Here is a 25022-nt window from a genome sequence, read left to right as displayed (position 1 = left end):
GGCGTTTAATCGGTAAGCGACATGTTTATACCACTGGCAGATTTGACGTGGTAAAACTCTTGACAGTTTTACCAATTTGGGTTTCAAAATTGTTTGGCTGACGTTTGGTAAAACGTTTTTAGCAGGATGTTTACCATTTGATATCGAAAGGTTCGTTTATGTCCCGTACCGCCGCTCCCAAGGTTGCTTTTATTTTTGATTGCGATGGCACGCTGGTAAATAGCACCCCCGTATGGGCCTATGCCCAGCCTGAGTTATTGCACCGTCACGGGATTGACGTGACGGTCGACGATTTTGCCCAGTTTGAGCATTTGTCGTTGGAGGATGAGTGCCAGGCCTACCACGACACCTGGGGCATTGGCGCAAATGGTGAGGAGCTCTACCGTGAGCTGAGCGACATCCTGATCGATGGCTACTCCAAGGTGCCGCCGCGCGACGGGCTCCTGGCATTTTTGGAGCAGGCGAAGGCGGCGGGTATTGCCATGTGCGTGGCTACGTCCACTCCGGCCGAGCTGGTGCAGTCTGCGCTCGCAGGTGCGGGGCTCGACGCTTACATGGAGTTTGTTACCACGACGGGTGAGGCAGGACGCTCCAAGCAGTTCCCCGATGTGTACGAGCTGGCGCTGCGCCGCCTGGAGGAGCGCCATGGGTGCAAGTTTGAGCGCGCGTGGGTGTTTGAGGACGCGGTCTTTGGCCTTAAGAGCTCTGGCGCTGCAGGCTTTAAGCGCGTGGGCGTCTATGACCCACACGGACGCATGGAGCGCGACGAGGTGCGTACCAACTGCGACATTTTTATCGACAGCTATGGGGACCTTGAACTGGCCCGCGTGCTTTCGTTTGAGGGCTAGGCGAGTGCCGTGGCTTGCAAAGTATTAGTGGTTTGCGGCTCGCCGGTGGTGGCGAGCGCGGATCTGCTTCGCCAGCTGGCGGGAGAGTGCGACCACGTTGCCGCCGTGGACCGTGGGCTCGACGCGCTGCTGGGCGCCGGACTGTGCTGCGACGTCTACGTGGGCGATGCCGATACCGTTAGCGATGAGGGACGCGCTCTGGTCGATGCCGCCGAAGCCTTTGAGGTAGAGCGCCACGACCCCTACAAGGACTATACAGACCTGGCGCTGGCGCTCGATTCCGTCCGCCGTCGCTGGCCGGGTGCCGAAGTGGTTGCGACCTGCGCCACCGGTGGTCGCCCGGAAATGGCCCTGTCTGTGTTAGGGCTACTGGCAGGCTATGCGGACGCCCCCGTCTGGATCGAAGAAGACGAAGTCACGGCCAGAATCCTGCACCAGGACGAGACCTGGACCATCGAGGGCGCCGAGGGCAAAACTTTCTCCATCATCGCCATCGCTCCCAACACAGAGATAAGTGAACAATGCCTAGAATGGGAACTAGACCACAGCCCCTTAGCCCTGCTAGCCGACACGGGCATCAGCAACGTCGTCAAGTCAACAGCCACAATCCAAGTCCACACCGGCACCGCCATCGCCTACCTCTACAAGTAAGGTCTATCGCATCAGGGTTTTATCGGGACGGTGGATAGAAATAAGCGCTCGAAGAGTGATTATTTCTGCCCCGTCCCAGGAAAACCCGTAAGTAAGAGATTCAACCCCAAAAAAGTCCTTGCATCAAAGAAAGTCTTCCCCTATAGTACTACCGTGTCACGGGGGCGTAGCTCAGCTGGGAGAGCGCTTGACTGGCAGTCAAGAGGTCAGGGGTTCGATCCCCCTCGTCTCCACCATCGTGAATGTAAAGGCTTTCGGAATCCCGAAGGCCTTTTTTATGCCAAAACACCACACGCCACAAATACCAACCACGCCAACAAAAAGTTGCACAATTTATTCCCCTTGTCTGTACATAGTTTGTTAGTCAAACGCAATTACCAGTGCAGCTTGCTGCTCCATTTGGGCTTCAGGAACGCTCCCAATAAACGCCAGCACCCCAATAACCTGCGCCAACGTGAACAACATCCCAAAACAGCCCCCTTAAGCACGTCAAATGAACGATATGCTGTCCAACGCAGCCCAAATCAGTTTCGCTAACAGTTTGTGCTAGGATACCTAACGTTACATGAGTTCAACTGTGCTCACGGCTTCAGCAAGTCACAAAGCGCAGGGTCGATCAGCATCCGGCCGTAACGGCGGTGTCCGAAACACCACGAGCTCCAATAAAGAAGTCATGCGACGTTATTTATTTGCTTTGGGTAATTCCATGGTGCAATTAATAGCTTGTATGCCAATGCGAAACAGTTTTGCAGCTGTTTGCGTGCGGTCCAGTTTTGTCCCCGCTTCACTGGTTCGCACGCAGCCAGCTGGAGTCGCGGTCATTTTTGCGATACACGTCCGCGTCTCTAGCAACTGCACTCATACATACCGTTCACGGTGGGGCAGAGCCACGTGCTTGTCTGACTGGGCTCAGGGTTTGAATATGGAGCGCCTTCGCGCACAAGCGCCCTGGCGAAGCCATACCCAAACCCCGTGAGCCACACGTAAGACAGCAAGGGGGTGGTGCTCGTGTGGTATGTGATCCAGGTCATTAACGGCCGCGAAGACGTAATGCGCGAGCGCATCGAGCGTATGGTGCCGGCTGGTGCCATGCAGGAGCTCTTTTATCCCCAATTTCAGACCGAGATCAAGATGCGCGGCGAATGGGTCGATACGACCAAGCCGCTCTTTCCCGGTTACCTTATCTGCGATACGGCAGATCCCCGCACCGTGCAACAGTATCTGCTGCGTATGGACGACTTTGCCCGGGTGCTTGCCCAGGACGGTCAGTTTGTGCCGTTGGCAAAAGAAGAGGTCCAGCTTATTGGCGGCTTTACGCATAAGGGAGACCGCGTAGTGCCCATGAGCGAGGCACTAAAAGACGGCGACCAGGTTGTAGTGACGGCAGGTCCGTTGCTGGGCCACGAGGGCCTCATCAAAAACATTAACAGACGCAAGAGCACTGCTTATTTGGAGCTCGATCTGTGCGGCCGACGCGTAACTACGCGCGTTGGCCTTGCCGTGCTTTCGGCTGAGCAGCGCGTAATGCGAAACCTTAAAAAGGCGATTGCCTAGCTGCTGGCGGCTGTTTAACGGAGCAAGGGGGATCCCCGAGGCGGGGATAACGGGATCAATAGGGAAGAGAAGAACTTATTTTGAACACCAAATCTAAGAGCGCAAAGCAAAAAGGGAAGCTGAGTGCGTTTGAACCGTATGCGTTGATGGCATATGACATTGTGGCAACTTTTATTGCCGTGTTTGTCGCATCATGGGGAACGCAGCATTGGGCGACGCTCAGCGGGGCAGCCGGTGCATGTCCGGCTATTCTTGTTCTTGCGCTTGTTAACGTTGTCGTCTTTTGGTTCTTCCATATGTATAGCAGCTTGTGGCGCTATGCAAGCATTTCCGAGGCTGGACGTATTGTTGCTGCTGTAACGGTAAGCTCAGTTATTGGCGATGTTATCTTTAACGTGTTATTTGGCAAGGGCATGACCCTTCGTGAGGACGTTATGGCATGGGCTGTCGTCCTCATTATTTGCGGTGGCGGCCGTTTTGCCATACGTGCAATATATGGTAGCCAGCTCTGGCGCTTTAAAAGCAATTCCGATGCGCATCTCCCGCGTACGCTCATCGTAGGAGCAGGGGAGACCGGCTCTCTCTCCATCAAACGTATGCTCAACGGAGACCCTGATATGATCGGTGATCCGGTTGCCGTTGTTGACGATGACCCCAATAAGCAAAACCAGCGTATTCATGACGTAAAGGTCTGCGGTACTTGCGCCGATATCCCTACTATTGCGCACGATTGTGAAGCGGAGCAGATTGTCGTGGCAATTCCGAGCGCCACGCATGAAGAGCGTCAGCGTATCTATGACCTGTGCATGAAGACGGGTCTTAGGGTCCTTACGCTCCCCAATGTCCGCGATATTCCGCAGGATGGTGTAGGCAGGGTTGCCCTTCGTGAGGTCGAGATCAGCGACTTGCTTTCTCGCGAGGAGAAGTCGCTTGATCTTAACCAGATGGGTTACGTTACCGGTAAGCGCATTTTAGTCACGGGCGGCGGCGGATCTATTGGCTCAGAGCTTGTACGCCAGCTGCTTCCGGCTAAGCCTGCGCAAATCGTGTTGTTCGACATTTACGAGAACACTACCTACGAGCTGTATCACGACATCATCAAGACCGCTCATGATCAAGGCACTGATATTCAAGTCTATATCGGCTCCATTACGCATCTCCCAGCGATTACCAAGGTTTTTGAGAAGTACCATCCTCAAGTTGTTTTCCACGCGGCAGCCCACAAGCACGTTCCCCTTATGGAACACAACGCCCGCGAGGCAATCGAGAATAACGTTTTTGGCACGCTCAACGTCGTACGTCTTGCCGACAAGTTCCAGTGCAGCCACTACGTGCAGATTTCTACCGATAAGGCCGTTAATCCAACAAATGTAATGGGCGCCACCAAGCGTATGGACGAGATGATCGTTCAGTATTACGCGGCAAACAGCAAGACCATCTTTACGGCTGTTCGCTTTGGCAATGTTCTGGGTAGTCACGGATCGGTCATCCCGCTGTTTAAGCGCCAGCTTCGTGAGGGTGGCCCTATCACCATTACGCACAAGGACATCACTCGTTACTTCATGACCATCCCGGAGGCCAGCAAGCTTGTCATAACTGCAGGCGCTTTGGCGCATGGTGGCGAGATTTTTGTACTGGACATGGGTGAGCCGGTCAAGATTTATGACCTTGCCATCAACCTTATTACGCTGAGCGGTCTTAAGCCTGGCAAAGATATCCAGATCAAAGAAGTCGGCCTACGTCCTGGCGAAAAGATGTATGAGGAGCTCCTTATGGACAACGAGCAGCTCCTGCCTACCGAGCATTCCGAGATTCGCATTTCCACAGCCGAGGCCGACAAGATGGAAGAGATCAAAGACAAGCTCGAGAAGCTTCAAGACTGCCTCGACAAGGAAAACGACACGGTTAAGTCTGTGCTCGCTGAGGTTGTACCTACATATCATCCACAGTTTAACGATTAGGGATAAGGAGTCACGATGGATATCAAGCCCTTTGAGAAAAAGGTATGGCTAAGCTCGCCGACCATGCACGGCGAAGAGCTCAAATACATTACCGAGGCATATGAGACCAACTGGATGTCGACGGTAGGGGAGAATATCAACGAAGTCGAACGCCAGATGGCCGAAAAGATTGGTTGCGGCTATGCCGTTGCCCTTTCTTGCGGTACTTCTGCGCTGCATCTTGCCATGAAGCTCGCTGGAATTAAGCCCGGTGATGAGGTCCTTTGCAGCGATATGACGTTCGACGCTACGGTGAACCCAGTTGTTTACGAGGGCGGTGTTCCTGTATTTATCGATACCGAGCGTGACACTTGGAATATGGATCCCGTCGCTCTTGAAAAGGCCTTCGAACTGCATCCGACTGCAAAGGTCGTTGTGGCGGCGCATCTTTACGGAACGCCTGGCAAAGTCGAAGAGCTTCGTTCAATTTGCGATGCGCACGGGGCTGTCCTTGTTGAGGATGCTGCTGAGTCACTTGGCGCCACGTATAAGGGTCGTCAGACTGGTACGTTTGGTGACATCAGCGCCATTAGCTTTAACGGCAATAAGATCATTACCGGTTCCGCTGGTGGCATGCTTTTAACTGATAGCAAAGAGGCAGCTAATAAAACTCGCAAATGGTCGACCCAGTCACGCGAAGCCGCTCCCTGGTACCAGCATGAGGAGCTTGGCTATAACTATCGCATGAGCAATGTAATTGCCGGTGTCGTGCGTGGCCAGATTCCGTATCTGGAGGAGCATATTGCCCAAAAGAAGGCTATTTACATGCGTTACAAAGAGGGCTTCAAGGGTCTGCCGGTAAGCATGAACCCCTATAATCCCAGCGTTTGCGAGCCGAATTTTTGGCTTTCCTGCATGCTGATTGATGCCAACGCGATGTGTAAGCAGGTTCGTGGCGAAAGTGAGGCTCTTTACGTAAGCGAGCCCGGAAAAAGCTGCCCCACCGAAATTCTTGAGGCCATTGCCGCCATCAATGCCGAGGGCCGCCCCATTTGGAAGCCCATGCACATGCAGCCTATTTATCGCATGAATGCTTTCGTGACTCGCGAGGGCAATGGCCGAGCTAAGACCAATGCGTATATTTCCGGCGGTGCAACGGGTGCAGATGGCTTGCCTTTGGATGTTGGCGCCGACATCTTCCATCGTGGTCTCTGCCTACCCTCCGACAACAAGATGACTCCCGAGCAGCAGGACGTAATCATCGAAGTGATTAGGCGTTGTTTTGAGTAGACTTGGTAACGAGACGTTCTATCAGCGATATGGTAAGCGAGCAATAGATCTTTGCCTTTCACTCATACTTTTGATTTTATTCTGGTGGGTACTGGCTATTGTCGCTCTGCTGGTGCGATTCAAGCTCGGTAGTCCAGTGCTGTTCAGGCAACCACGTCCGGGTAAGGACGAGAAAATCTTTAACCTTTATAAGTTTCGTTCGATGACCGACGAGCGTGATGAAAACGGCAATCTTTTGCCTGACGAGATGCGTCTGACAAAGTTTGGCAAGGCATTGCGTGCGACAAGTCTAGACGAGCTGCCAGAGGTGTTCAATATCGTACTTGGAGAGATGGCCATCATCGGACCGAGGCCTCAGCTGGTTCGCGATATGGTATTTATGACACCAGAACAGCGCCGGCGCCATTGTGTGCGCCCCGGCCTTTCTGGTCTTGCTCAGGTGAACGGGCGCAATGCAATTGCCTGGGATGACAAGCTAGCCTACGACCTGGACTATATCGAGCACATCACGTTCGCGGGTGATGTCGCCATTTTCTTCAAGACCCTTGCCAAAGCCTTCGTGAAACAGGAGGGCATTACCGAGGACGGAATGGCTACCGCCGCCGATTACGGCGATTACTTGCTCGCTATGAAGCACGTGACGCGTGAGAAGTACGACGACCTGCAAGCGCAGGCAAAGAAATTATTGGACGAAACGGTCGTGATCCTGTGAGCGAAGGCGTCAATGCGTTCGGCCTTGTATCCATCGTGATGCCATCGTACAACTCTGAACGCTTTATCGCGGAGAGTATAAAAAGCGTGCAGTTGCAGACATATGGCGATTGGGAGTTGCTAGTCGTTGACGACTGCTCTAAGGACGGTACCGTCGCCATCGCCGAGGCTATAGCCAAGGATGACCCGCGAATCCACGTTTTCTCAAATGAGCTCAATTCGGGCGCAGCGTGCTCGCGTAACCGCGCGCTTCGAGAGGCTAAGGGCGATTGGATTGCCTTTCTGGACAGCGATGACCTTTGGAAGCCGGAGAAGCTCAAGAAGCAACTGGCGTTCATGAGCAAAAACGGCTGCAGCTTCTCGTACACGGAGTATGAGACGATTGACGAGGGCGGAAGATCTCTGGGGCGTCGCTACTCGGGTCCGAAGCGCATAACGCGCGCTGGCATGCGCCGCTTCTGCTGGCCGGGTTGCCTGACCGTGATGTACGACAGGCGGAAGATTGGCGTGGTGCAGATTGCGGACCTGAAGAAGCACAACGACTACGCCATGTGGCTGAAGGTTTCTGCCAATGCGGACTGTCTGCTGCTGCCCGAGGTTCTCGGGCGATATCGGGTGAGAACCTCATCCGTTTCGCACGGCGTTGGATTTAGGGGCCAGGTCGCTCATCTCTACGTACTTTGGCACGAGGGCGAGGGCATGTGCGCTTCGCTCGCTTGCTGGAGAACATTCATAAATCTGGTTTTTGGTGCGTACAAGAAGATGAAGTACGTTAACAACTGTGACTGAACATGCGAGGCAAGGCTTTCTATAGATGGAAATGATTAGACACATAAAAAGGGTGGGCATTATCGGTCACTTCGCCGAGGGGCTTGACATGGCGGACGGCCAGATCGTGAAGACTCGTACGGTCCGTGAGCTGCTACGCGATGTCTGCGGGAATGAGAATGTCCGCTTTGTCGACACACGTGGATGGCAGAAGCATCCCTTTGCCCTTCTGCGCGAATGTATCGAGCTCGCGAAGTTCGCGGACGTCCTCGTTATGCTCCCGGCGCACAACGGGGTGAAGGTCTTCGCACCGTTGCTCGTTTTCCTGCGAAATCGATATGGCTGCAAAGCCGTGTACTCGGTTGTCGGTGGGTGGCTCGCCGAGTTTATCGCTGGACAGTCTTTCCTCACTAAGAACCTCAAATCATTCGATGCGATACTCGTTGAGTCCGACCGAGTTAAAGATCTGCTCATCGAGCAAGGCTTCGACAACGTGCTTGTTGTATATAACTACAAGCGTCTGCCTTTGCTGGAGTCCTCCGAGCTTGAGCGGCCGTCCAGTGAGCCATGGCCTTTAGCAATTTTCTCCCGTATCTATGAGGACAAGGGTATCGATGATGTCGTGTGGGCCGTTCGCGAGGCGAACGGCCGTCTTGGTCGTATCGCCTTCAAACTCGATATTTACGGAAATGTGCTGCCCGAGTACAAGGAGCACTTCGATTCACTGATGGCCGGCTGTGACATCTCTGAAGTTGCCTACAAGGGCGTAGCGCCTGCAGGAGAGAGCACGTCTGTCCTTAACGGGTACCTCGCATTGGCCTTTCCAACGAGGTACCCGGGCGAAGGCGTCCCAGGCACCGTGGTCGATGCTTACTGTGCCGGTATCCCCGTAATTGCGTCGCAATGGCCAAGTTATGCCGAGATGGTCAAAGAAGGCGAAACGGGCTTGACGTATGAATTCTGCAATCGTGAGGCGTTGCTGGATATCCTACTTAATCCCAGGCTGCCCAAGCAGCTGCTTGAAATGAAAAAATCTTGCCTTCACAAGGGGCACGACTACTCGTACGAAACGGGCTTGAGGACATTCAAGCTTCTTGTTGAAAGCAATTTCGATGTGCACAAACAATAAACCTCAGCGACTGCTCTGCATTGTGTCGAATATGGACACAGGTGGTGCTGAAACATTCTTAATGAAGATGTATCGACAGCTAGATCGAACGCGTTATCAGATGGACTTTGTTGTTTCCGGCGATAAGCGAGGCTATTACGAAGACGAAATCGAACGCCTTGGAGGCAGAGTTTTTAGAATCACTCGTAAAACGAAAGATTTTTCTGCCTACCGACGCGAGCTCACACTTGCAGTTCGTGATGATGGATGCCCCAACGTGCTTCGTATTGGATCGGATGCACTTTCAGCAATAGATCTCTGGGTTGCCAAGAAAGCGGGTGCATCTCGACTTTTTATGCGTTCAAGTAACGCCAGTGACGGCAAGGGCGTTATTGGTCAGTTTATTCAGAAAGCTATTCGCCGACCTTTGACCTCAATTGCAGATGTAAAGATTGCACCTTCTGAACTTGCTGCCGAATATGCTTTTGGTCCTAAAGCCATTAGGCGAGGTGAAGTTCGATATCTTCACAATGCTCTTGATCTTAATCAATATCAGTTTTCTCTTGAAATGCGTAGGTCAATTCGCAATGAACTCGGTTTAAACGACAATTCTCTTGTTGTTGGACATGTTGGGCGCTTTACTGCTCAGAAGAACCATGAATTCCTCCTTAAAGTATTTGCTGAATTACTAAAACAAAGATCTGACGCCCGTCTCGTGTTGGTGGGCATGGGTGAGCTTGAGCACAATATTCGTGAGAAAGCAAAAGTTTTGGGAGTACTTTCTAATATCATTTTTACTGGCCTGCGCTCTGATATCCCGGCTTTATTGTCTGCATTCGATGTTTTCGTTCTGCCATCATTATATGAGGGCATGCCAAATGTCGTAATTGAAGCTCAGGCCGCAGGCCTTCATTGCGTCGTTTCTGACACGGTAACGAGAGAAGTAAATGTCACAGGCGATGTTGCGTTCCTGCCCTTTACTGATACTGATCTTTGGGTTAATTCGGTGTTGTGTGCTGGCGAAGCAGCAAGGGTTGATAAACGAAATCAGATGGCAGATGCCGGTTATGACATCAATGAAGAAGTCAAGCGATTCGTTACCCTGGTCTATGGAACCGACGATAACGCTCGGGAGTTACAGTAAATGATTCCATATTTAACCTTTATCATCATTGCTGGAATCGTTGCCCTTATCTATAGGGGGGTTTGCGAGGGCGGAGATATCCGAAAGAGCGATGGGCTAAAGGATGTTAACTGGACGCCGTACGCCGTCTGCCTTTGCGTCGCCCTTATCTGTTTCGTGGCTGTCCGCGATATTACAGTCGGAGCGGATAATCCAAATTACCTCGGATCCTTACATTACTATGCGGGCATCTCGTGGGGTGAGGTGTTTACCGCTAAGCTCGTATGGCCATACGATTATGAACCGCTTTACTTCCTGCTTACGAAAATTTGCGCTCATTTCTATTTATCTGACCATGCATTCTTTTTTATTATCGGTATTTTGATTTATCCACTGGTATTTGATTTTTTTATACGCTATAGCGAATCTCCCTATGTCAGCTTTCTCATCTACTGCGCTTTAAGCCTCTTTGCATATAGCCTAGGCGTTTACCGCCAGATGATTGCTCTTTCGATTTGTTTATTTTCAACTCGTTGGATCGACTCTAATAAACCAATTCCATTTGTTCTCACCATAGTTCTTGCCATGGCCTTCCATTCATCATCAATATGCTTCGCTCTTCTCTGGTTTTACAAAAAAATAGATGTAATGCACTTACTTAAGATTGCGATTCCTGTCTCCTTTCTCTTCCTTGCTCTTGGGCGCGCTTTGGCAATGGTGGCTGTAAAGATTTTTCCGCAGTATGCTCATTTTGTTGGTTCAAAATATGATGTTGAAGGCGGAAGCTTTAGCATGCTTGTCATTCTCTTATTTGTGGCGGTTGTTGTTCTTTTCGCGCTTCGGGATACGAATGATTTCGAAAAAAGTCCTCAAATGGTGAAAGTCTCTATTTTTGCGCTGAGTCTAGCGCTGTGTCTCCAGGCTGCATCATATTCAATGGTCATCATGGGACGAGTTCTCTCTTATTATTCTATTTTCTTAGCCATTCTTATTCCTTATTTGATGATGCATTGTTTTGGCAGACATGGACGAGTGCTGAGTTTTTATTTCGTAGTACCTATCTCAATCGCTTTATTTGCCAACAGTATGGCAACTTTAATTTAGTCATCCACTGTAATTCAGGAGTTTCAAGTGAACAAGCTTTCAAAGTTTATTAATAACCCTTGGATAGCATACGTTTTTGCTGCTGGATATGGGCTCACCAATTGGGTCCCCGATGAGCCCCATCTAAAGGCAATGTTTAGGGGGACGGTTGGTGAAAAGCTCGATCTTAAAAATCCAAAGACATTCAATGAAAAGCTTCAGTGGCTTAAATTGCATGATAAGAACCCCCTTTACAACACTCTAGTGGATAAGTATCGAGTGAAACCTTGGGTCGCGGAGCGTATCGGCGTGGAGCATGTCACCAAGACCTACGCGATGTGGGAGGAAGTTGAGGATATCGATATCACGGATCTTCCTGACCGGTTCGTCCTCAAGACAAATCACGATTGCGGAGGCGTTGCCATCTGCAGCGACCGAAGCACATTTGATCTCGATGCTGCGAAGAAGAAATTGGCGAAGCACCTTAAGACCAATTACTTCTGGCGTACCCGAGAGTGGCCGTATAAGGATGTCAAACCATGTGTTTTCGCCGAGGAGTATCTTGATCCTTCTGAGGGCAAAAGCGATCTGACTGATTACAAGATTATGTGTTTTGATGGAAAGGCCTGCTGCGAGTTCACTTGCACCGATCGATCCGAGGGCGACTTGCGCGTTGATTTCTTCGACCCCGAATGGAACCATCTGCCGTTTACCAGGCATTATCCCAACGCGGACATTCCTCCGAAAGCACCTGCAAGCTTGAAACAAATGGTTTCTGACGCTGAGCTGCTATCAAAGGAGATTCCGTTCGTTCGGGCCGACTTTTATGAGGTTGCCGGTCAGTATTACTTTGGAGAACTGACATTCTTCCCAGGCGGTGGTTTTGAGGAGTTCGACCCTTCCTTGTGGGATGAAAAGCTCGGCTCCTGGATACAACTCCCCGATAGTATCGGGGGGGGGGTTCTTCCAAAATGAAACAACGATATTGTGGGTCCATGGCATTGTGAAACGTGATAACTCTCCTGCAGACTATAAGGTCAGCTGTTTTAATGGCGTACCAAAGCTCATCGAAGTTCATCGCGGGCGTTTTTCCAACCATACGTGCGACTATTTCACTCCAAGTTGGGATTCCCTGCCTGATCTCGAATGGGGCGACATACCCAAGTCCAATTATAAGATCCCTGCTCCTTCGAGACTCAACGAGATGCTCAATTACAGCTCAGTTCTTACCGAAGGGTTCCCAGAAATGCGCGCTGATTGGTATTTAGCGGGGGATAGGCTCATCTTCGGCGAGCTTACGCTTTTCAACGATGGCGGGTTCGGCGCTATAGATGATGCGGACGACTCTCTTCTTGGTTCCTTTATTGATCTTGACTTAGCTTTTGGGAAAAAATGATTGAAGGAAGATGACTGACGAATTAACTCAAAAGGCTTCTTCGGCTACCAAATGGTCCCTTGTGACCGAGGTGGTCGTTAAGCTAATATCACCGCTTACCCAGATCGCCCTTGCGCATATTCTTGCACCAGAGGCTTTCGGTGTTGTGGCTACCGTTACCATGGTAACGAGCTTCGCGGACATGCTTTCGGATGCGGGTTTTCAGAAGTACCTCATCCAGCACGAGTTCAGGGACAAGTCTCATCTCTTCCGAAGTGCTAACGTCGCCTTTGTGACGAACTTGTTCGTCTCCTTAGCACTCTGGTCTCTCGTAGCTTTATTCAACGAGCCTCTTGCTGCCCTTGTGGGCAACGATGGCCTTGGAATCGTCCTCATCGTCGCTTGTGCTTCTCTTCCCCTTACCGCCTTGAGCAGCATCCAGCTTGCGCTGTTTCACAGGGCCTTCTCCTTTAAGGAGTTATTTGTCGTCAGGGTCGCAGTGGCCCTCGTCCCTTTGTTTGTTACTGTACCCTTAGCGCTTCTCGGTTTCGACTTCTGGTCGCTTGTGATCGGCACTATTATCGGCAACTTGGTGAATTCTCTAGTCTTGACCCTTAAGTCGGATTGGAAGCCTTCCTTTTTTTACTCATTTGCCGAATTGAAGGAGATGCTGTCATTCAGTTCATGGACGCTTCTCGAGCAGTTTTCCATTTGGCTTACGTCTTGGATGGGAACTTTCATCGTAGGCTCCCTGTTAACTCCGTACTACCTTGGTCTTTACAAGACATCAATCTCGATGGTCAATACCGGCATGGGCATCATCACGAGTGCGACTACTCCCGTGCTATTTGCCGAACTTTCTCGAAGGCAGAGTGACGATGAATCGTTTCAGCTCGCCTTTTTCCATATGCAGGAAAAGGTCGCCTTGTTCGTCGTGCCCCTGGGTTTCGGGATTTTTCTTTACCGTAACTTCGTGACTACCTTCGTGCTTGGACCGCAGTGGTCTGAGGGCTCTTTGATGTTTGGTCTATGGGCCTTAAGCAGTGCCGTAGTGATTCCGGTCGGCTATTATGCAAGCGAGGTCTTCAGAGCTAAGGGCAGACCAAAGCTATCCTTTGCCTCGCAGGTCTCCTATCTCCTAGTCATGGTTCCAGTAACTTACTATGCCGCATCCCTCGACTTTAATGAGTTTGCGCTCTATAGCTCACTTTTACGTCTGGTAGCCATCGGAATCGACGTCTTCATCCTCAAAGTCTTTATCAAATTCCCTGTTGGCAAAATGATTGCTCGCTTGCTTCCGATTTTTGCTTGCTCCGTCGTGATGTTCACCTCTGGCTGGGTTCTTGATAGCATCTGTCTCCCGACCATCGCTGGGATAATCATGTGTGTGATTGTTTACGCACTGTGCTGCGAGATTTTCCCGTCGACTCGCAAACAACTTAATTCGCTTTATTCGAGATTTCTCTAATAGATTGGCTATGTAACTTGTGTTTGGTAAACAAAAACGGGGGGGGTGCCCCGATTGGCAGCGTTATGGAGAAGACACTTCACTTATGACTGACCACGCCCTCAGATTTCTATGGGTGCTCCGAAAGGCCCAGCGCTCCTCCAATCCTATCTGGAGGTTGATGCTGCAGCATATGCGCGAAAGGTATGGACTCGAGATATCCCGCTCAACCGATATCGGACCGGGCCTTTACCTGGGCCACGCATACAACATCACGGTGAACCCGGCTGCCATCATCGGCTCGAATTGCAACCTGCATAAGGGCGTGACCATCGGCCAGGAGAACCGAGGGAAACGCAAGGGCGCCCCGGTAATAGGGAACTGCGTCTGGATAGGCGTCAACGCGACCCTGGTCGGCAGGATCTCGGTGGGAAACGATGTCCTTATCGCCCCTGGGGCGTACGTGAACTGCGACATTCCTAGCCACTCGATTGTGCTAGGTAATCCCTGTCGCGTGATTCCTCGAGATAACGCAACGGGTGGATATATTAACCGCAAGGTGCAAATTTAGAACTCTAACCTACCTAATGAAAGAGAGTATATATGACAACCAGAAAAGTGCTCGTCACCGGGGCCGCCGGCTTCATCGGCGCGTTCCTCGTCAAGAAGCTGCTCGAGGAATCTGACGACGTTATCGTGGGCCTCGACAACCTCAACAGCTACTACGACCCCGGCATCAAGGACGCGCGCCTGCGAATGCTGGCCGAGACTGATACCGACGGCCGCTTCACCTTCGTGCGCGGCGACCTGTGCGACGCCGCCCTCATCGAGCGACTGTTCGCCGAGAACGGCTTCGACGTCGTTGTGAACCTCGCCGCCCAGGCGGGCGTCCGCTACTCCATCGAGAACCCGCGCGCATACCTGGAGAGCAACCTCGTCGGCTTCTTCAACGTGCTCGAGGCCTGCCGCCACCACCCGGTCAAGCACCTGGTCTACGCCAGCTCAAGCTCGGTCTACGGCGGCAACAAGAAGGTGCCGTTCTCCGAGGAGGACCGCGTCGACTCCCCGGTTTCGCTTTACGCCGCCACCAAGAAGTCCAACGAACTCATGGCCGCCGCCTACTCCAAGCTCTACTCCATCCCCGCGACAGGCCTGCGCTTCTTCACCGTGTACGGCCCCATGGGCAGGCCCGACATGGCCTACTTCGGCTTCACAGAGAAACTGCGCCGAGGCGACACCATCAAGATCTTCAACATAGGCGACTGCCGCCGCGACTTCACCTACGTCGACGACATCGTCGAGGGCGTCAGGCGCGTCATGGACGCCGCCCCCGAGGTGAAGATGGGCGGGGACGGGCTGCCGCTCGCCGCTCATCGCGTATACAACATCGGCAACTCGCACCCCGAGAACCTGCTCGACTTCGTCGACACACTGCAGCGCGTGCTTGTGGAGGAAGGAGTGCTCCCGGCCGATTATGACTTTGACGCCCACAAGCAGCTCGTGCCCATGCAGCCCGGCGACGTGCCCGTCACCTACGCCGACACCACGGCGCTCCAGCGCGACCTGGGCTACAAGCCCGCGACGCCGCTCGAGGACGGCCTGAGGGCCTTTGCCAAGTGGTATAAGCGCTACTACAACATTTAGGAAATCATGGCCCTGTAACAGGGGCCATTTTTCATGCGAATTATTGTTCTTTGACAATTGGAGAATGACATGAAGATCGCTGTCGCCGGTACCGGCTACGTCGGCCTGTCCCTCGCCGTCTTGCTCTCGCAGCACAACGTAGTTCATGCGCTGGACATCGTGCCCGAGAAGGTCGCGAAGATCAACAACTACGAGTCGCCCATCCAGGACGACGAGATTGAGCGATTCCTGGCGGAAGCAAAGGCGGGGGAGCGCGAGCTCGACCTGCACGCCACCGTCGACGTGGCCGAGGCCTACACGGGTGCCGACTACGCCGTCATCGCCACGCCCACCAACTATGACAGCGATAGGAACTTCTTCGACACGAGCTCCGTCGAGGCCGCCATCGCCGCCGTGCGCTCGGTGAACCCGGACGCCTGGATCGTCATCAAGTCCACGATCCCGGTGGGCTACACCGCCGGCCTGCGCGAGAGGCTGGGCGACAGCAAGATCTTCTTCAGCCCCGAGTTCCTGCGTGAGAGCAAGGCTCTCTACGACAACCTGCACCCCAGCCGCATCGTGGTGGGCGCGCCGAAAGAGGACGCTGACGCCGTCGCGGCTGCCGAGCGCTTCGCACGCCTGCTTGCCCAAGGGGCGGACCATGCGGAGCTCGAGCGCGTGAACGCTGACGGTACCGTGGGTATCCCGGAGCTCGTCCTGGGAACCACCGAGGCCGAGGCCGTCAAGCTCTTCGCCAACACCTACCTGGCGCTGCGCGTGGCATACTTCAACGAGCTCGACACCTACTGCGAGGTCCGCGGCCTCAACACCCGCGACGTCATCGACGGCGTCTGCCTGGAGCCGCGCATCGGCAGTCACTACAACAACCCCAGCTTCGGCTACGGCGGCTACTGCCTTCCCAAGGACACCAAGCAGCTGCTGGCCAACTACAAGGACGTGCCCCAGAACCTGATCGAGGCCATCGTGGAGGCCAACCGCACCCGCAAGGACTTCGTGGCCGACGAGGTGCTCCAGATGGTGTGGGACCGCGTGTACGCCGGCAAGGAAAAGCCGGTCGTGGGCGTCTACCGCCTGACGATGAAGTCCAACTCCGACAACTTCCGCGCGAGCTCCATCCAGGGCGTCATGAAGCGCGTGAAGGCCAAGGGCGTGCCCGTGGTGGTCTACGAGCCCACGCTGGACGCGCCGGAGTTCTTCGGCTCCGAGGTCACCCACGACTTGAAGGCCTTCAAGGCCGGCTGCGACGTTATCGTCGCCAACCGCTGGAGCGACGAGCTCGCGGACGTGGCCGACAAGGTGTACACGAGGGATTTGTTTAAGCGGGATTAGGGAAGAGGGCGGAACCAGGCTGATCCGCTTCAATCATTCGCTATTTTAACCGCGTCGAGGGCGGGGGTGTTCGGCATTAGCCGATACACCCCCGCCCTTCATTGTTCTTCGCAGGTAAAATTCGCCTAATTCGAGCGATCGCTCAACGTGATTCGTGCCTTGAAACCGGCTCCATATTCTCCCGCCCGTGCCTGGTCATCCAACTTGAAGCCGATGTTATACAGCTTCCCCGACTTCGTCTTCCGAACCAGGCCATGCTCCAACATGAATGCGACAACGCGGCGATGTGCTTCGACGTCGTCCAAGTTCAGGTAGAAGCAGGCGACGCCTCTGCCGTTCTCGATAACGGACTCGAATGAGCTGTGCATGCATTCCGCGACGACCATTCCGAGGGCCGCCTTGCGGCAGACTTCCTCCGCGAACTCGATATCGTTGAAGTAGAACATCCATTTCCCGCACCTGCTCTCGTCTAGCGCAGGTGCCAGCTCGGTGTCGATGTAGAACGAACACCATGGGTTGTCCACCCTGACGATTCGGCCGTCTTCGCTCAGCATCGTCTTCTCTTCCATCCATGCCTCATATGGTTTGAGGGTGCTTTCGTAGTACGCGATTGTTCTCGGAGAGCACCCCTCGACTTCCTTGTCGGTAAGGAAGAGACCGAGTAGACTCGAGTTGCTGGGCACGCTGCTTTCGGCATGGCTACACATAGTGCTTTCGAGCACTGCTTTTAAGATTGCTTTATCTGCAGATAGTCTAGAACCGGCTACATCTGTGTTAGAACCATATTGATCATCGCTTCCACCGGGGGCTCCTTTCCCCTTGGTTCGATGGAAACAATTCTGAAGTGCAGGCCTATGTTCCGGTAAATGATTATTTAGCTGAACTCGGAGAAGCCCTTTTTGCTCAAACAATTGAAGAGAACAAGCGAGAAAATCATTACCGTTCAGTCGAGTCATTCTGCGAAGTCAAGGGCGGTTAGAGGCTCCCTAAAGGTTCAGAGCTAATTGCAGAGGCAAACTCTCATCCATATATTCGAGTCCGCGACTTAAACAACGCTTCTGTTCTCTTACTCACTTCGGAAATGCTATATATCGACGATGAAACACGATCTAATATTTCGCGCTACGTTGTCAACACTGGCGATCTAATTGTTTCCGTTGTCGGAACGATTGGCCTTACGGCGTATATCGGAAAAACGCTCGATGAGGCAAACCTCACAGAGAATTGCAACAAACTTACTTCGTTTAAAGGCGACTTTGCGGCGTGGTCGTATTTCTTTCTTCGTAGCTCAATGGGCATGGAAGCTATTAGGCTTGGAACTGTTGGTGCCGTTCAGACCAAGCTTGCATTAAAAAACATTAAGTCGATGAACGTCCCGTTTGCTCCAGCTTGTGCAATAGAAAGAACGACTTCGACGCTCAATGGTATTCTTGAGCTCATATAGGCTAATATACTCAAGTCGTAGGCTCTTGGCGAACTGCGTGACGCATTGCTTCCCAAACTCATGTAGGGCGAAATCGACGTCTCTCAGTTTGGCGCTGTTCGGATGGATTAGGTATAGAGCGCTATGGCAGGGGGGCGAAGATGATGATTGTTGTAAATGAATCGGCTGCTGCTTCATATCTATACCTAATGGGATTAACCATAGACGAAGAGCTGCCGCTTACGCAACACCTCTCTCTATTGCCGGCCACGTGCAAGGCCTCGCCGGACGACATGATAAATTCTGTGATGAAATATGGCAGCGGAGATGAGACCGATTTAGGTGTCTTGATTGCCGTCCTTAGGAAAACTACAGCTCAGTTGCGCGTTGTTGGAGAGGGCAAAGAGCTTGCAGTTCGAGTTTGGAATGCCCAATCTGCAATAGTTCTATTGTCCGCGCTTTTGAATTGCGAATTGTATTGGCATGTTCAGAGCGATTCGCGGACAGAAGATTTTTCGCCATGCTCGGCAATCAATGTTGTTCTTTCTACAAGGTTGTTCATTCCAAGAAAATTGAAAGTGATCAACGATTCAGAGAAGCAGTGGATAAGACAGCATTATCGGGACGCATGGGAACTGTTTGATAAAAACACGCGATTTGAGACCGCGGTGAATTCCTTGTGGAGCTACAAACAATCGCTTCGACCTTCAGTTCAAATGGCGATTATATGGGCTGGGATTGAGTCATTGTTTGGAGTCCGGAGCGAACTTGTTTTTCGTGTCAGTACTCTCGCAGCTTTGTTTCTTGGAGGAGGCAAGCAAAAACAGCAAGAAATAAAGAAACTATATAGAGCAAGGTCAGAAGCCGTTCATGAGGGAAAACAACCTTCTGAGTCTTGTGTTTCCGATTCTGCAAAATTATTGCAAGCGCTAATCTTGGAATGCGTCGAACGGGGCTGTTTACCAAATGAGGACGGTTTGCTTTTCGGATTCGAAGAAGGATCGGCTAAATAATCATTTATCGCCCTACGAGTATTTGCAGATGAGACACCGATGCGTTTCAGTTGCATTGCATAGACAAGATAACGAAAAAGCAGCAAATCAAGAATGGCGATTCGCAAACATGGTTTATCCGGAGTTTTCACCAACCGCATCTTTGCGCGCCGCCTCAAATGAAACCCATAATGGAGTTTGGGCCATTCCAGAGTCACTTGCGCAAAGGTATTGCGAGTTTTTGGATCCAGTGATTTTGAGACGTAGCGTCGCCACTCAGACCGCGAACGCTTCATCGATCTGCAACTTCGGCAAAGCAAAAGGCCGAACATATGACCATGTTTTGATTTATCCAGTTGCCGATATGGCCTCTTGGTTGCAAGATGCCTCGACGGATCTGAAGCCGCAGACACGCTCCAAGCTCTATGTTGCAATTACTAGGGCGAGGTTCAGCGCTGGCTTCGTGGTTGCTGACAATAAAATAAATGAGCTTCCAGACACGCTAAGCGTCTGGAAGCCATAAATCAATCACGTGTTTGTTTGTCAGCAAAAGCGGATCCCTACGTGAACCTAAAGACGGCCTTGATCAGCCATCCGTTGAACCTGGAGATGCACTTACCAGTCAACTTCATCCATATCACCCCAATCCTCTGAAACAACTCTCATGTCACCCTTCTCTGGCTGCGTCTCGGTTGCGCCCAGCGCCTATTTGGCTACTTCCGCTTGTATCCTGAGTAATAACCTCCGCTGCTGCAACCAAGGTGGCGAATTGCTGCCTTTGCCATATGGATCTGTATGTAAGTGCTTCGAGGTGATGATGCCGATCTCACTTCAATTCATGGACGCATCGAAATAATAGGGCGGAGTCGCTCTCTCGATCCCGCCTCGCAAACCCGAATAGTTCTGACTTTCCCGTTATCCGGAACATCTGGGGAAGTTCGCGTCCCAGTCCGGAAAACCCAATGCCTGAAACGACGATGCCAAGGGGTTACTCGGTCAGCTTCTTGCATCCGTGCCAGGTCAAGGGAAGGGGCAGCCTGTAGAACGAGGTTGGCTCCATAGGGATCTCCTCGAGCCTTCCGTTGCCCCGCCGAACCCATGAAGTTCCGCTTGCGTCGGTGAAAGCCGTTTCGGGTGCCGTGCGTACTCCCATTCCGTGCCCTTCCGTCGGGAGCCATATGCACCATGCTCCAGGAGGAAGCGTGCCGACGCAGACGCGGTTGGGATAAGCGGGGCGGTTATCCTCACCTTTGAAAGAGGGGCCGGCCCCGCTAATCCCGACGCAGGTGACGATTGCGTCGTAGACGGGGGACTCGCTTTCGTTTCGAAGCACGACGAATTGCCAGACGAACCGATTGTCCTCGGGCTGATCAGTTCGGTTTCGATCCCCTTCGTACCATGCCGATATGCGGGATGGCTGATGCCGCTTGATGTCGTCCTCCCTGTTCTTTTTGCTCTGGTTACTTTGCCAGAGTGCGGCAATCAAGGCCCCCAAGGTAACGAGTCCGATGAATGCTTGGACAATCAGATTGGCGATGTCTATATCGATATCAAAAGGCACTGGATGGTCACCAGCTTAGCGTCGTGGGGCGATAAATCTAACTCCGAATAATATAGGATGATCGATGGTTGCCCTTTCGTAAGACTCAAAGACCTAAAGAGCCAAAATACGTTACTCGTCGGTTCTGGCGTGGAATCTTTGGAGAGATGCATGGCGGCCCAAACGAGACCCGCTATCGCTATGACATAGAGGATGTGAATGCCAGCTTGAAGATGCGAAATTCGAGATGCGAACCGTGAACACTGCTCATTTTCAGTCAACCCGACCCCTGCGACTCCAGTCGAGGCAATCGGCAGCCTATAAGAGAATCATGGCTCTCCTCTATAAGGGGAAGGGGCTCGATTTAATGCGTGGCGTCTCTATCGATATCGTGAACAGCATGGAAACCGCCCCAGATATCCAGCTTCCCGCAAAAGCCACTGCGAAAAAACGGGATACGAAAGGCATAAGTGGAGCTCGGTCATCAACAAGATGCCTCTGCTGCCTGAATCGGACAGAGAAATTGGAGGCTTGACCCCCAGCGTCTGCTCAGCGGAATACGTTAAGAAAGTTGTCATCGAACAGGGTGAACTCCGTCATCGAATCGAATCTCATTGACTGGAATGCGTTCATTAATGATGACTTTGATGCCTATTTCAAAGCTTGTGCCATGGCTTTGCTGGACGCTATTGAGTTCGCAATGGGCAAGTCCATCTCCGATAGGGGCACCGAGGAAACGGTAAAGAGATTTGGCTGCTCATTGGAATAAGATGATTCTTAGCTCTGTGATTGGTTGTAGAAAGAAGGCTTAATGTCTGATTTTGAAATTTTGCTGCAGTTGTGCGAAACAGCAGACGAACTTTCAAAGAAATACATCAGCTCTAGTTCGCCTGATTTTAAAGCGTGGAAGACAAAGGCGGACAGGCTTTTAATTAGGCGATTTGGAGAAGACAGCTACGAATTTAATAGCTTTAACAAAATCCGCTACTCGTTGTCTATTTTCGCCTCCAGCACGCCCGAATCGGCTTTCGTTGATGCCTGTGCGGACGGCCTGCGCAAAGCAAAAGCTGTGCTGGAGACATACCTTGATGAGTTTTCAGCCGAAGGGGAAACCGGATCGACTGCAAATGTCGGAGATTATTCGAAGGTATTTATCGTTCATGGCCACAACGGAGAGCTTAGAGAAAGGGTCGCGAGAATCATCGAAAGGCAGGGCCTGACGGCGGTAATCCTGAACGAGCAGTCAAATCAGGGCAAGACAATCATCGAAAAGCTGGAAATTGAAGGCGATGCAGCAGGAGCGGTATGCCTTTTTACGGCGGACGACGAAGGAAGGGCCCAGGCAGAACAGTCGGCAAAGCCCAGGGCTAGACAGAATGTTGTATTTGAAGCCGGATACTTTATTGGTCGGCTTGGTAGAGAAAACGTTGCAATTCTCGTTGACAAAGGTATAGAGATTCCCTCCGATCTACAGGGTGTCGTATATACCGGATCAGACAATTGGGAGTTCGGCCTCTTGAAAGAACTCAAGTCCATGGGATATTCCATCGACTTTAATAAGATAGTTTTCTAACGGATACGGCAGCAGACGACGAGATGTGTTTTGTGGGAGCTGGCTTCGGAACAAAGAACAGACGAAGTTGCCAGGAGCTGGGAATGACGCAGCTCAACCTGACAGAGAAAATGCGGCTTTCTGAGGCCGCCGTGCGCAGCTACGAACTGGGGAGGTAGTGGCCTTGGATAACCTCAACCTATCTCTTGCCACCGATACACCAATCAAGGCGAGGGAGCAAGATCTTATCGGAAGGATCCCTTTCACTGAGAGACTGGCTGATATTCTGAAATCCGCAGCTGGCCCCGAGTCGCTCGTCATTGGTTTGTATGGACCTTGGGGATCAGGCAAGACTTCGGTTATAAACCTCGTTGAAAATGCGCTCTCCCGAAAAGACGATGACGGCAAGGCGGACGTCTCTGTCGTCCGTTTTGAACCCTGGAATTACCTAACGGCCGAGCAGCTGCTCGCCCAGTTCCTTAAGGAAGTCGGGAGTGCGCTTGATAAAGATGTACAAGGGCGGCGCAAGCTATTCGGCAAGCTGCGCGCTAAGCGCCCTGAGGTCCTCAATGCCTTCGCGGCATATTCTGAAGCCTTGTTGATGACCGCCGGCGCCGCTGTCAGTTTGGCGGGCATGCCGCTTGCGGGCGTTGCTGTGCCCGCCTTCGGCAATCGTTTGACGAGCAGGTTGAGGAAATCCGCAGATAGGGCGGGAAGCGTCTCCTCAAAGAAACAGAGACTTGAGGAGGAGCTCCTTAAGTTCGATGGGCGGGTCGTAGTGATCATCGACGACATCGATCGGCTGCCGAATGATCAGGTGCGTATGGTGTTTCAGCTCGTCGCCTCTCTGGCGAAGCTTCCCAAGATCAACTACCTTCTTTCATTCGATGAGGAGGTGGTTACGCGGGCTTTGAGTGAGGTCCAGAAGTGCGATGGCGCCGAATACCTAGAGAAAGTGGTCCAGGTCCCTGTGCGCCTGCCATCCATTTCATCGGGCGATTTGGAGCGGATACTTCTCAAGGACATCAACGCGATTTTCAACGCGTTTGCCTACAGGCGGGAGGACCTCGATGACAAGAGGTGGAACGGCGTCCGCCTGACGTTTCTGAACAATCGATTCTTCACCATAAGGGAGGTTCGGCGGTTCACGAACGCGTTAAAGGCGAAGTTGAGCATACTGCCGCGATTCTGCTGCTTCGAAGACGTCGTCGCCTTGACAGTGCTGGAGCTCAAGGTGCCACAACTCGTTGATTGGATTCGCGTGCACAAGGACCTCCTTTGCGGCACAATCGGAACGTCGTTGTATATGAATGGCATGGATCAGAAAGACAACCTCGCTAATTTGGAGAGGCTGTTTTCTGGGATAGTCCCGAGCTCTGAGGCCAAGTGGGCGGTTGAGGCCATCTGCAGGCTTTTCCCGCGGATGGCAAATGAAACTGGCATGAGCCATTGCGTCTCTTACCCGAGGGAGAGCTTGAACGCTATCTGGCGGGCCGATTCCTTTGATCTTTACTTCGATTCGAACATGCCGGACGGAATCGATGTTCACGAGGTTCAGGATGCGCTGAATGTGAGCGACGGCGGAGTGTTGCTCGAAGACCTGCACAGGCACGCCGAAGCGGGGAGCATGATCGACTTTGTGTCGGCTATGAGGGCCCGTGTATCGACCTTGGAGGAAGGACGTGCCGAAGTCGTCGCCAAGGCATGCCTTTTGGCCTTGGGCCTGAGCAAGGAAAAGAGCTACGCCCCATTTGCCTCGACGAGTGCCGACCTGGAACTCCTCAGACTCACCGAGTTACTGTTCAAACAGTTGGGGCCTGCTAAGTCTGGCGAAATTCTGCGAGCGTCGGTGGACGAGAGCAAGGGGAGAGCGATCTATCCGCTCGCGCCTTTCTTGATATCGCAGCTGAACAGCCTGAATGACAGGGGAGACGGTGGCCGCAAGGCGCTTTTGCCCGAAGGCGACATTTTCGAGCTTTCCGATGCCGTTTGCGCCAAGGTGGGCGAGGACGCCGTCGAGAGGAACCTGTTCCTAAACGATGAGTGTCGTTATGCGTTGATCTTGCTCAAGAAGCGTAAGCCCAATGAATTCATGGCTTATGCGAAAAGAATTGCCAATGCTGACGGGACGAGGTGCGCGTCCTTTCTCTCGTTCGGGTCGGGGCGCTACACCTCGCTGGACAGCGGCGAAGTAACGAGCTTCTCATTCGACAAGGCTGGTGTCGCAAAGGTGGTCGAGCTCGCAAAGGTCGACGGTCTTCTTGCTGAGGCGCGCGCAGACGGCAGCTTTTTCGACTTGCCGGAAGACTGCCAGCTAGTTGCGGCAGCTTTCTGCTTTGTGAATAGAGACGATTATGATGGGGACGAGGTCTCTGCCGAAGAGGCTGGTACGCTCCTTGCGAGTTGGAGGCGAAATAACAGGAGGGCGTGATGGAGATGCGGACGTTTCTTTGGACTGGCTATGTGACCGTGCCGTGGAGTGGGAAGGATAAACTGGACTTTCTTTTAAGGATCCTCTGGAGTGGGAAGGATAAACTGGACTTTCTTTTAAGGATCCTCAAGCGTATTGCCGCTCGTATTCCACTGGAGACATGTAGCCCAGGGTGGAATGCATGCGCACCCTATTGTAATAGAGCTCTATGTA

The 25022-nt window shown here is 52.4% G+C and carries 22 protein-coding genes and 1 tRNA gene; 21 read left to right on the top strand and 2 right to left on the bottom strand.

Translation table 11 applies throughout. The features are described 5' to 3' along the window. Positions 1 to 158 precede the first annotated feature (158 nt). From GDJ93_RS05320 to GDJ93_RS05240, 16 genes are all read left to right on the top strand, one after another. The gene (locus GDJ93_RS05320) at positions 159 to 848 is read left to right on the top strand and encodes an HAD family hydrolase (RefSeq protein ID WP_152068018.1); all 690 of its coding nucleotides are present in this window, start codon (positions 159 to 161) and stop codon (positions 846 to 848) included. Positions 849 to 857: 9 nt separating this feature from the next. After that, on the top strand, positions 858 to 1499 hold the full coding sequence (locus tag GDJ93_RS05315; RefSeq protein ID WP_152068017.1) for a thiamine diphosphokinase: 642 nt from the start codon (positions 858 to 860) through the stop codon (positions 1497 to 1499). Between the two features lie 160 nt (positions 1500 to 1659). Continuing rightward, positions 1660 to 1735, top strand: a tRNA-Ala gene (locus GDJ93_RS05310). 772 nt (positions 1736 to 2507) lie between these two features. After that, on the top strand, positions 2508 to 3053 hold the full coding sequence (loaP, locus tag GDJ93_RS05305; RefSeq protein WP_226812486.1) for an antiterminator LoaP: 546 nt from the start codon (positions 2508 to 2510) through the stop codon (positions 3051 to 3053). A 296-nt stretch (positions 3054 to 3349) separates the two neighbouring features. Next, a complete protein-coding gene (locus tag GDJ93_RS05300) occupies positions 3350 to 5014 on the top strand; it encodes a polysaccharide biosynthesis protein (RefSeq protein WP_226812485.1) in 1665 nt (554 codons plus the stop codon). A 15-nt stretch (positions 5015 to 5029) separates the two neighbouring features. Beyond that, positions 5030 to 6283, top strand: coding sequence for a DegT/DnrJ/EryC1/StrS family aminotransferase (locus GDJ93_RS05295; RefSeq protein WP_152068015.1), 1254 nt, complete (start codon positions 5030 to 5032; stop codon positions 6281 to 6283). Next, positions 6276 to 6995 carry a sugar transferase gene (locus GDJ93_RS05290; RefSeq protein ID WP_152068014.1) on the top strand — a complete coding sequence of 240 codons (720 nt, stop codon included), beginning with the start codon at positions 6276 to 6278 and terminating at the stop codon, positions 6993 to 6995. Before GDJ93_RS05295 ends, GDJ93_RS05290 begins: the two co-directional genes overlap by 8 nt. Positions 6996 to 7033: 38 nt before the next feature. After that, positions 7034 to 7783 carry a glycosyltransferase family 2 protein gene (locus tag GDJ93_RS05285; protein WP_152068112.1) on the top strand — a complete coding sequence of 250 codons (750 nt, stop codon included), beginning with the start codon at positions 7034 to 7036 and terminating at the stop codon, positions 7781 to 7783. Positions 7784 to 7808: 25 nt separating this feature from the next. Next, positions 7809 to 8891, top strand: coding sequence for a glycosyltransferase (locus GDJ93_RS05280; protein WP_152068013.1), 1083 nt, complete (start codon positions 7809 to 7811; stop codon positions 8889 to 8891). 100 nt (positions 8892 to 8991) lie between these two features. Further along, entirely contained in the window at positions 8992 to 10014 is a 1023-nt protein-coding gene (locus GDJ93_RS05275) for a glycosyltransferase (protein ID WP_193221458.1), read from the top strand. Next, on the top strand, positions 10015 to 11097 hold the full coding sequence (locus tag GDJ93_RS05270) for an EpsG family protein (protein ID WP_152068011.1): 1083 nt from the start codon (positions 10015 to 10017) through the stop codon (positions 11095 to 11097). A 27-nt stretch (positions 11098 to 11124) separates the two neighbouring features. After that, the gene (locus GDJ93_RS05265; RefSeq protein WP_226812484.1) at positions 11125 to 12051 is read left to right on the top strand and encodes an ATP-grasp fold amidoligase family protein; all 927 of its coding nucleotides are present in this window, start codon (positions 11125 to 11127) and stop codon (positions 12049 to 12051) included. A 28-nt stretch (positions 12052 to 12079) separates the two neighbouring features. Next, positions 12080 to 12472: an ATP-grasp fold amidoligase family protein gene (locus tag GDJ93_RS05260; RefSeq protein ID WP_193221457.1), complete on the top strand. Its 393-nt coding sequence runs from the start codon at positions 12080 to 12082 to the stop codon at positions 12470 to 12472. 10 nt (positions 12473 to 12482) lie between these two features. Further along, on the top strand, positions 12483 to 13919 hold the full coding sequence (locus tag GDJ93_RS05255) for a lipopolysaccharide biosynthesis protein (protein ID WP_152068009.1): 1437 nt from the start codon (positions 12483 to 12485) through the stop codon (positions 13917 to 13919). A 582-nt stretch (positions 13920 to 14501) separates the two neighbouring features. Next, positions 14502 to 15542, top strand: coding sequence for an NAD-dependent epimerase/dehydratase family protein (locus GDJ93_RS05245; RefSeq protein ID WP_152068008.1), 1041 nt, complete (start codon positions 14502 to 14504; stop codon positions 15540 to 15542). A gap of 69 nt (positions 15543 to 15611) precedes the next feature. After that, the gene (locus tag GDJ93_RS05240) at positions 15612 to 16871 is read left to right on the top strand and encodes a nucleotide sugar dehydrogenase (protein WP_152068007.1); all 1260 of its coding nucleotides are present in this window, start codon (positions 15612 to 15614) and stop codon (positions 16869 to 16871) included. A 125-nt stretch (positions 16872 to 16996) separates the two neighbouring features. Here the strand turns inward: GDJ93_RS05240 and GDJ93_RS05235 are convergent, their stop codons facing one another. Further along, positions 16997 to 17440, bottom strand: coding sequence for a hypothetical protein (locus GDJ93_RS05235; RefSeq protein ID WP_152068006.1), 444 nt, complete (start codon positions 17438 to 17440; stop codon positions 16997 to 16999). A gap of 434 nt (positions 17441 to 17874) precedes the next feature. Here GDJ93_RS05235 and GDJ93_RS05230 point away from each other — a divergent pair, with 434 nt between their 5' ends. The 5 genes from GDJ93_RS05230 (at position 17875) to GDJ93_RS05210 (ending at position 24809) form a co-directional block, all read left to right on the top strand. Further along, complete coding sequence (locus GDJ93_RS05230) at positions 17875 to 18315, top strand: restriction endonuclease subunit S (RefSeq protein WP_117769675.1); 441 nt, start codon at positions 17875 to 17877, stop codon at positions 18313 to 18315. Between the two features lie 140 nt (positions 18316 to 18455). After that, positions 18456 to 19307, top strand: a complete 852-nt coding sequence (locus GDJ93_RS05225) for a hypothetical protein (RefSeq protein ID WP_117769676.1) — start codon at positions 18456 to 18458, stop codon at positions 19305 to 19307. A 109-nt stretch (positions 19308 to 19416) separates the two neighbouring features. Then, the gene (locus GDJ93_RS05220; RefSeq protein ID WP_147332604.1) at positions 19417 to 19809 is read left to right on the top strand and encodes a P-loop NTPase family protein; all 393 of its coding nucleotides are present in this window, start codon (positions 19417 to 19419) and stop codon (positions 19807 to 19809) included. Positions 19810 to 21637: 1828 nt separating this feature from the next. After that, positions 21638 to 22399, top strand: coding sequence for a TIR domain-containing protein (locus GDJ93_RS05215; RefSeq protein ID WP_152068005.1), 762 nt, complete (start codon positions 21638 to 21640; stop codon positions 22397 to 22399). 163 nt (positions 22400 to 22562) lie between these two features. Next, entirely contained in the window at positions 22563 to 24809 is a 2247-nt protein-coding gene (locus tag GDJ93_RS05210) for a KAP family P-loop NTPase fold protein (RefSeq protein WP_193221456.1), read from the top strand. Between the two features lie 126 nt (positions 24810 to 24935). Here GDJ93_RS05210 and GDJ93_RS10290 read toward each other — a convergent pair whose 3' ends face one another. Beyond that, on the bottom strand, positions 24936 to 25019 hold the full coding sequence (locus GDJ93_RS10290; RefSeq protein WP_226812472.1) for an IS3 family transposase: 84 nt from the start codon (positions 25017 to 25019) through the stop codon (positions 24936 to 24938). Between the last annotated feature and the right edge of the window lie 3 nt (positions 25020 to 25022).

The sequence above is a fragment of the Collinsella aerofaciens genome, from assembly GCF_902501475.1.
GTDB lineage: Bacteria > Actinomycetota > Coriobacteriia > Coriobacteriales > Coriobacteriaceae > Collinsella > Collinsella aerofaciens_AL.
The sequence above is the reverse complement of the archived record's forward strand: the minus strand, read 5'-3'. Positions and strand labels throughout refer to the sequence as shown.

What these genes read in the sequence shown, in the direction of transcription:
- GDJ93_RS05320 (WP_152068018.1), top strand. Translation starts at nt 159, where the DNA reads ATGTCCCGTACCGCCGCTCCCAAGGTTGCTTTTATTTTTGATTGCGAT.
- GDJ93_RS05300 (WP_226812485.1), top strand. Translation starts at nt 3,350, where the DNA reads ATGTATAGCAGCTTGTGGCGCTATGCAAGCATTTCCGAGGCTGGACGT.
- GDJ93_RS05295 (WP_152068015.1), top strand. Translation starts at nt 5,030, where the DNA reads ATGGATATCAAGCCCTTTGAGAAAAAGGTATGGCTAAGCTCGCCGACC.
- GDJ93_RS05285 (WP_152068112.1), top strand. Translation starts at nt 7,034, where the DNA reads ATGCCATCGTACAACTCTGAACGCTTTATCGCGGAGAGTATAAAAAGC.
- GDJ93_RS05280 (WP_152068013.1), top strand. Translation starts at nt 7,809, where the DNA reads ATGGAAATGATTAGACACATAAAAAGGGTGGGCATTATCGGTCACTTC.
- GDJ93_RS05275 (WP_193221458.1), top strand. Translation starts at nt 8,992, where the DNA reads ATGGACTTTGTTGTTTCCGGCGATAAGCGAGGCTATTACGAAGACGAA.
- GDJ93_RS05270 (WP_152068011.1), top strand. Translation starts at nt 10,015, where the DNA reads ATGATTCCATATTTAACCTTTATCATCATTGCTGGAATCGTTGCCCTT.
- GDJ93_RS05255 (WP_152068009.1), top strand. Translation starts at nt 12,483, where the DNA reads ATGACTGACGAATTAACTCAAAAGGCTTCTTCGGCTACCAAATGGTCC.
- GDJ93_RS05245 (WP_152068008.1), top strand. Translation starts at nt 14,502, where the DNA reads ATGACAACCAGAAAAGTGCTCGTCACCGGGGCCGCCGGCTTCATCGGC.
- GDJ93_RS05240 (WP_152068007.1), top strand. Translation starts at nt 15,612, where the DNA reads ATGAAGATCGCTGTCGCCGGTACCGGCTACGTCGGCCTGTCCCTCGCC.
- GDJ93_RS05235 (WP_152068006.1), bottom strand. Translation starts at nt 17,440, where the DNA reads ATGGAAGAGAAGACGATGCTGAGCGAAGACGGCCGAATCGTCAGGGTG.
- GDJ93_RS05225 (WP_117769676.1), top strand. Translation starts at nt 18,456, where the DNA reads ATGATGATTGTTGTAAATGAATCGGCTGCTGCTTCATATCTATACCTA.
- GDJ93_RS05220 (WP_147332604.1), top strand. Translation starts at nt 19,417, where the DNA reads ATGGTTTATCCGGAGTTTTCACCAACCGCATCTTTGCGCGCCGCCTCA.
- GDJ93_RS05215 (WP_152068005.1), top strand. Translation starts at nt 21,638, where the DNA reads ATGTCTGATTTTGAAATTTTGCTGCAGTTGTGCGAAACAGCAGACGAA.